The following is a 7,044-nucleotide window of genomic DNA, read 5'->3' as shown; positions in this document are numbered from 1 at the left end:
TGATGTATGGGGGAATGCTATATTTCCCCCTCAATAAAGTTAATTTCCTGCCGGCACGGTATTAATTTCCTGAAATCAATGTTCAGAATAAAGCCATCACATCAATCTCTCCCCAATACAGATGCGTATAGCTGGCAATCACATTTTTGTACCGGAACACCGGTGTAGTTACCGTCTGTCCCTTGGCATCATAGACTTGTGCAATGGAAGGAGGAATGCATTTCATGTTTTCCTCCCCTTCCATAAACGTCGTATAATGGAATTCATGTCCCCGAAGATGCTGACCATTATAGTCGAACCGGCGATACCCCAACGTCAGTTTCCGGAAACGTTTGTTGTTGGATATGCAAAAAGGGAAAACTCCTGTCAGTTCCGTCAGTCCATCAAACTGACGAGTGCAGGTAAAAGCGTCATGAACAATGCCCCGAGACAGATAAATCATCCCACCGCATTCTGCCAACACCTTACCTCCGGCTTCTATATACTTATGAATGGAATCCACGGCTTTCCGGGCTGAATGCAAAGCGACAGAATGTCTTTCCGGATATCCGCCAGGCAAATAAAGCAAATCAGTCTTTTGTGAAATGGGACGGTTGTGTTCGGGATTAAAGAAAGAAACCGTACCCAAGCGGCGAAGAATATCCAAATGCTCTTCGTACAGGAAAGAAAACGAATCTTGGTTACGTGCCACCGAGATACGCAGTTTTCCGGTCTTTATTGCCGTGTCCTGCCGCATTTCCTGTGCTTCAGGCAAAGGAAGAGTGGTTCTTTGCAACAGCAATTGCCAATCGATGTTTTTCTCCAGTAAGCCGGTCAGCAGATCCAATGCATCCGTGCCTCTTGAAAGGCTGAAATCAAGTCCCAGATAGCGAGATTCCTGTATCAGTTCTGTCTGTTTAGGCAGATATCCCAAGCAAGTGACCTTCAAATCTTCGCAGACCTCCCGCAACATTTCATAATGACGAGGCGAACCTACACGATTGAAAATCACTCCTGCGATACGTATCTCCGGACGGAAATTGATAAACCCGGACAATAGGGGAGCCATGGAATAAGCGGCCGACTTGGCATCAACTACCAGCACAACCGGAATTCCCAAAAGTTGCGCCACTTCCGCCGAAGAGCCGCGGTCACGGTCATACCCGTCGAACATCCCCATCATCCCCTCGACGACAGAAACATCCGCATCTGACGAATAACGTGCATACAACTCACTGACGTGTCCCCCGGATGCCATAAAAGTGTCCAAGTTTATGGAAGGACGTCCACACACTGCCGTATGATATTTGGTATCGATATAGTCGGGACCGCACTTAAAAGGTTGTACCTTCAGCCCCTTCTTCACAAATAATGCCATCAACCCGCGGCTGACCGTAGTCTTCCCGCTACCGGAAGCAGGAGCCGCTATCAAAAACTGTGGAATGTTCCTTTCCATATTCTTACAGATTATTTCCGGCAAAGGTAAGCATATCTCCGACAAAAGCCTTATCTTAGCTGCCAAAATAAAACATTTGCCATGATAACCGAAGAACTTAAAAAACTCTACATCGCACATACCGGAAACGAACCGGAACAGATTGATGAACTCCCCTCTTCCGGCTCCAATCGCCGCTATTTCCGCCTCACCGGTAACCCCACACTAATTGGCGTGAGCGGTGAGTCTGTTGAAGAAAACCGTGCATTCCTCTATATAGCCGAGCATTTCCGTCAGAAGGGCCTGTCCGTCCCGCAAGTATTTGCCCGTTCGGAAGATGACGTGTATTATTTACAGGAGGACTTAGGAGACACCCTCCTGTTCAACGCCATTGAAAAAGGACGCAAGACCAGCGTGTTCGGTGAAGATGAAAAACAGCTCCTCCGCAAGGCAATCCGCCTGTTGCCTGCCGTGCAGTTCGCCGGTGCCGACGGTATGGACTTCTCCTACTGTTACCCGCAGGCCGAATTCAACAGCCGCAGCATTCTTTGGGATCTGAATTACTTCAAATACTGTTTCCTGAAAGCCACAGGCATGGACTTCCAGGAAGACCGCCTGGAAGATGATTTCCAGAAAATGGCTGATGTACTGCTCCGCAGCAGTTCCGCCACTTTCATGTACCGTGACTTCCAAAGCCGCAATGTCATGATTAAGGACGGCGAACCGTGGCTGATCGACTTTCAGGGCGGACGTAAAGGTCCGGTGTATTACGACGTTGCCTCTTTCTTGTGGCAAGCCAAAGCCAACTATCCCGAAAGCCTGCGTAAGGAGCTTTTACAGGAATATATAGATGCCTTGCGCAAATACCAGCCGGTAGATGAACCGTATTTCCATGCGCAACTCCGCCATTTCGTCCTGTTCCGCACCATGCAAGTACTGGGTGCCTACGGTTTCCGCGGTTATTTCGAAAAGAAGCCCCACTTTATACAAAGTGTGCCTTATGCCATTGAAAACCTGCGTCAGTTACTGCAGGAACCCTATCCCGAATATCCATACCTTTGCCGGGTATTACGGGAACTGACCGAACTGAAACAATTTACGGACGACCTACAAAAACGCCGTCTGGTTGTAAAAGTGACTAGTTTTGCCTATAAGAAAGGCATTCCCGAAGATTCATCCGGCAACGGAGGCGGTTTTGTATTCGACTGCCGTGCCGTAAATAATCCCGGTAAGTACGAACGTTACAAACCTTTCACCGGCCTGGACGAACCTGTCATCCGTTTTTTAGAGGAGGACGGGGAAATTGCCGTATTTCTGGAACACGCCTACGCACTTGTGGATGCTTCCGTAAAACGGTATATGGAACGCGGATTCACGAATCTTTCCGTCTGCTTCGGTTGCACAGGCGGACAGCACCGTTCCGTCTATTCGGCACAACACCTTGCCGAACATATAAATAAGAAATTCGGTGTACAGGTAAATCTGATACACAGGGAACAGAATATAGAACAAACGTTTAAGCCAAAATGAAAGCAATGATATTTGCCGCCGGACTGGGTACCCGCTTACGCCCGCTGACGGATAATATGCCCAAAGCGCTTGTTCCCGTAGCGGGAAAACCGATGTTGGAACGGGTGATAGCACGATTGAAAGAAGCCGGTTTCAATGAGATAATTATAAATGTCCACCACTTTGGAGAACAAATCATTGATTTTCTGCATGCCCATGCTGACTTTGGTGTGAATATACACATCAGCGATGAACGGGACATGCTGCTTGACACCGGTGGCGGCATCAAGAAGGCCAGGTCTTTTTTGGACGGAGACGAACCATTCCTTGTCCACAACGCTGACATACTGACTGATATAGACCTGTCCGCTTTCTATCAGCATCATTTGGAGAGCAATGCAGAAGCAACATTACTGGTCAGCCAACGGGAGACTTCCCGGTATCTCCTGTTCGACCCTGCCTATAACCTGCACGGTTGGATAAATAAATCCACCGGAGAAGTGAAACCGGAGAATTTCAGCTACCGGAAAGGAGATTATAAAGAACTGGCATTCGGAGGCATACATGTGATATCCCCTTCCCTCTTCCGTTATATGGAGAATAGTCCATGGGAAGGCAAGTTTTCCATTATCCCCTTTTATCTGTCCGTTTGCCGGCAAACGCATATACAAGGTTACCCGCTTCAGGATTTCCGATGGTTTGATATAGGAAAACCGGAAACACTGAAACGGGCGGAAGAATGTTATACACAATAAAAAAACAGCCTGTATAGATTAGTATACGAATCAGTAGTTACTAGGCAAGTGCCAGAATTAATAATTGTGCGGTAAGTACCCGCAGGAACATTGCCAACGGATATACAGTGGCATAGCCTACTGCCGGAGCATCGCAGGAGGTCAGGTCCGAAGAATAGGCTAAAGCCGGAGGATTGGTATTGGTTCCGGAAAGTACCCCGATAAGAGTATAGTAGTTCAATTTCCAGACATACCGCCCGACAAGTCCTCCCAACAATATAGGAACTACCGTGATAATGGCACCATAAGCAATCCAGACATAGCCCCCTTCGTAAATAATGGTATCAACAAAGCCCTTGCCGGCTCCCAGCCCTACACATGCCAAGAAAAGCGAAATACCTATTTCACGTATCATAAGGTTGGCACTCATGGTAGTATAAGTGATCAGTTTATACTGCGGCCCGAACCGGCTGATAAGGATGGAAACAATCAAGGGGCCGCCCGCCAGTCCCAGTTTCACCGGTTGAGGAATACCTGGAAAGGCGAAAGGAAGGCTTCCCAGAATACATCCCAAAGCAATGCCCAGAAAGATAGGAATAAGATTAGGATGATTCAGACGTTTCAAGGAATTGCCCAACACCTTTTCTGCATGGCCCACGGCAAGCTCGCTACCTACCACCGTCACACGGTCGCCCATCTGTAACTGCAAATGGGGAGCAGCTACCAAATCGACTCCCGAACGGTTTACACGGGTAATACTGGCACCGAAGTTATTACGTATTTTCAGCTGCGCCAACGACTTGCCGTTCAGTTCCGGTTTGGTAATAAGGATACGGCGGGAAATCAAGTTCTTATCTACCTGCTCCCATTCCACTGCAATCTTCTTGCCGAAGAAAGCAATAATAGCTTCTACATCTATCGGATTGGCAATGAACAAAATCTGGTCTTCCACGTGCAATACCGTGTCGGCGTTTGCCAGTTCAGATTCCGCACTTCCTTTATGCCGTATGCGCGAAATGACAAAGGCCCGGTTCAACAATGGCTTCACATCCTTGATCATTTTTCCGTTTACAGCTTCGTTACGGATCTCCACCGAAACAGGACGGACTGTAAGTTCCTGCAAATGTCCCAAGCCACGTTCCGCCTCGTTCTCCTCCTGCTTTGTATTGATACGAAGCAAGTATCTCAACGCAAGCAATGCCAAGATACATCCGATGACTCCCAAAGGATAGGCAACTGCATATCCTAAAGCAATTTCCGGCGCATCTACCCCATTAAAATCGCTGTTTGCCTGCTGAGCGGCACCCAGCCCCGGAGTATTGGTGACGGCACCCGACAAAATACCGACCATTGTGGTAATGGGTATCCCGGTAGTAAAATGGAGGATAACCGTAATCAGTACGCTGATAAAGATAACCAGCATAGCCAGCACATTCAACGTAAGCCCGCCTTTTTTGAAAGCTGAAAAGAAACCCGGTCCCACCTGCAAGCCAATGGAATATACAAAAAGAATCAAACCGAATTCTTTTAGAAAATGAAGCAAATGCTCGTCCAGATTCAGATTGAAATGGCCGAATACGATACCCACAAAAAGAATCCATGTCACACCTAATGAAATGCCGGCTACCTTTATCTTGCCAAGCATAATACCGAAGGCAATAACAAGAGACAGAATAAGAACAGAGTGCGCCACTCCACCACCCCAAAGATTGGGGTAACCCTCAAATAGGTTCCTTAATAGTTCCATAGTTTCAAATTATATTATAAGTAATAATAAATATTCAGATAAAAAGAGGTATCCCCACAGAAATCACTTCTCTGGGGATACGCATTTCACACATTAAAATAACTATTTATAAAGGCATGTTGCCATGCTTTTTCGGTGGGTTGCTCTGATTTTTGTTATGAGCCATCTCCAATGCTTGAACCAGTTTGTAACGGGTATCCCGTGGCATGATCACTTCATCGATAAGACCACGCTCGGCAGCACGGTAAGGATTGGAAAATTTTCCTTCATATTCCTTGATAATCTCTTTCTTCTCCTCAAGAGACGCTTTCCTGTAAAGGATATTCACAGCTCCCTCAGCTCCCATCACAGCAATTTCTGCCTGCGGGTATGCCAAATTTACGTCGGCACCGGTAGGCTTGCTGGACATCACGATGTATGCACCGCCGTATGCCTTGCGAGTGATTAAAGTTATTTTAGGTACAGTAGCCTCGGCGTATGCATATACGATCTTTGCTCCATGGCGGATAATACCATTATGCTCCTGTACCGTACCGGGCAAGAAGCCTGGCACATCTTCAAAAGTAATCAAGGGAATATTGAAGCAATCGCAGAAACGGATAAAACGGGCTGCCTTGTCCGAAGCATCAATATCAAGTACACCGGCCAGATAGGCAGGCTGATTGGCTACAATACCCACAGAACGGCCATTCAAACGACCAAAACCTATCACCACATTCTTAGCAAAATGAGGCATCACTTCAAAAAAATACTGATTGTCCAAGACAGGTTCAATAATATCCTTGATATCGTAAGGCATATTAGGATCTTCCGGAATAACAGTCTGTAAAGCCTCAACCTGACGGTGAATATCGTCATTGGTAGCCTTAAAAGGGGTATCTTCCATATTATTGGACGGCAAGAAACTCAGTAATTCACGGATACTCATGATCGTTTCTTCCTCTGTATTGCACATGAAGTGGGTTACACCGCTCTTGTTGCTATGTGTATAGGCACCGCCCAACTCTTCCTTATCTACCTCTTCATGAGTAACCGTCTTTACAACATCCGGTCCGGTAATGAACATGTGGCTCTGTTCCTTCACCATAAAGATAAAATCTGTCAAGGCCGGAGAATAACAGGCACCTCCCGCACAAGGCCCCAAAATGGCAGATATCTGTGGAATGACACCTGAGGCAATGGTATTCTGATAAAAGATGGAAGCATAACCTGCCAAACTGTTTACTCCTTCCTGAATACGTGCACCACCTGAATCATTCAAAGCAATGACAGGTGCACCATTCTTCAAAGCCAGTTGCTGTACTTTTACAATCTTGGCCGCATTGGTCTCGCTCAACGACCCACCATGTGCTGTAAAATCATAGGCGTAGACAAATACCAAACGCCCGTCTACTTTGCCATAACCACTCACCATACCATCACCGGAAATCTGTTTTTTCTCCATTCCAAAATTGGTGCAACGGTGGTTCACAAACTTGTCCAACTCATTGAACGTACCTTTATCCAGCAACAAGTCAATGCGTTCGCGGGCAGTCATCCGGCCGGAGGTATGCTGTTTTTCTATCTTATCCACCCCTCCGCCCAGTGAGGCACGTTTATCCAGTTCTTCAAACTGTTTATATATCTCTTCTCTATTCATT

5 protein-coding genes are annotated in these 7,044 nt (G+C 46.8%); 2 read left to right on the top strand and 3 right to left on the bottom strand.

Features of this window, described 5'->3' with window-relative positions:
• Window positions 1–82: 82 nt before the first annotated feature.
• Window positions 83–1,435 carry a cobyrinate a,c-diamide synthase gene (locus HMPREF9446_RS10505; RefSeq protein ID WP_009125623.1) on the bottom strand — a complete coding sequence of 451 codons (1,353 nt, stop codon included), beginning with the start codon at window positions 1,433–1,435 and terminating at the stop codon, window positions 83–85.
• 81 nt (window positions 1,436–1,516) lie between these two features.
• Between HMPREF9446_RS10505 and HMPREF9446_RS10500 the strand changes: the two genes are divergently transcribed.
• Together HMPREF9446_RS10500 and HMPREF9446_RS10495 are read left to right on the top strand one after the other, a co-directional pair.
• The gene (locus tag HMPREF9446_RS10500) at window positions 1,517–2,944 is read left to right on the top strand and encodes a RapZ C-terminal domain-containing protein (RefSeq protein WP_009125622.1); all 1,428 of its coding nucleotides are present in this window, start codon (window positions 1,517–1,519) and stop codon (window positions 2,942–2,944) included.
• Window positions 2,941–3,678 (top strand): nucleotidyltransferase family protein, encoded by a 738-nt coding sequence (locus HMPREF9446_RS10495; protein WP_009125621.1) that lies wholly within the window; start codon window positions 2,941–2,943, stop codon window positions 3,676–3,678. The genes HMPREF9446_RS10500 and HMPREF9446_RS10495 overlap by 4 nt, the downstream gene beginning before the upstream one ends.
• Window positions 3,679–3,718: 40 nt before the next feature.
• Here HMPREF9446_RS10495 and HMPREF9446_RS10490 read toward each other — a convergent pair whose 3' ends face one another.
• The gene (locus HMPREF9446_RS10490) at window positions 3,719–5,404 is read right to left on the bottom strand and encodes a putative transporter (protein ID WP_009125620.1); all 1,686 of its coding nucleotides are present in this window, start codon (window positions 5,402–5,404) and stop codon (window positions 3,719–3,721) included.
• 106 nt (window positions 5,405–5,510) lie between these two features.
• On the bottom strand, window positions 5,511–7,043 hold the full coding sequence (locus HMPREF9446_RS10485) for an acyl-CoA carboxylase subunit beta (protein WP_009125619.1): 1,533 nt from the start codon (window positions 7,041–7,043) through the stop codon (window positions 5,511–5,513).
• Window position 7,044: the final 1 nt, after the last annotated feature.

Origin of the sequence: Bacteroides fluxus YIT 12057, from assembly GCF_000195635.1 — a bacterium.
In the GTDB taxonomy this organism is placed as follows: domain Bacteria; phylum Bacteroidota; class Bacteroidia; order Bacteroidales; family Bacteroidaceae; genus Bacteroides; species Bacteroides fluxus.
This window is presented reverse-complemented; position numbering and strand designations above follow the sequence as displayed.

Excerpts from the sequence above, each read along its gene's own strand:
- HMPREF9446_RS10505 (WP_009125623.1), bottom strand. The coding sequence starts at position 1,435 with ATGGAAAGGAACATTCCACAGTTTTTGATAGCGGCTCCTGCTTCCGGT.
- HMPREF9446_RS10500 (WP_009125622.1), top strand. The coding sequence starts at position 1,517 with ATGATAACCGAAGAACTTAAAAAACTCTACATCGCACATACCGGAAAC.
- HMPREF9446_RS10495 (WP_009125621.1), top strand. The coding sequence starts at position 2,941 with ATGAAAGCAATGATATTTGCCGCCGGACTGGGTACCCGCTTACGCCCG.
- HMPREF9446_RS10490 (WP_009125620.1), bottom strand. The coding sequence starts at position 5,404 with ATGGAACTATTAAGGAACCTATTTGAGGGTTACCCCAATCTTTGGGGT.
- HMPREF9446_RS10485 (WP_009125619.1), bottom strand. The coding sequence starts at position 7,043 with ATGAATAGAGAAGAGATATATAAACAGTTTGAAGAACTGGATAAACGT.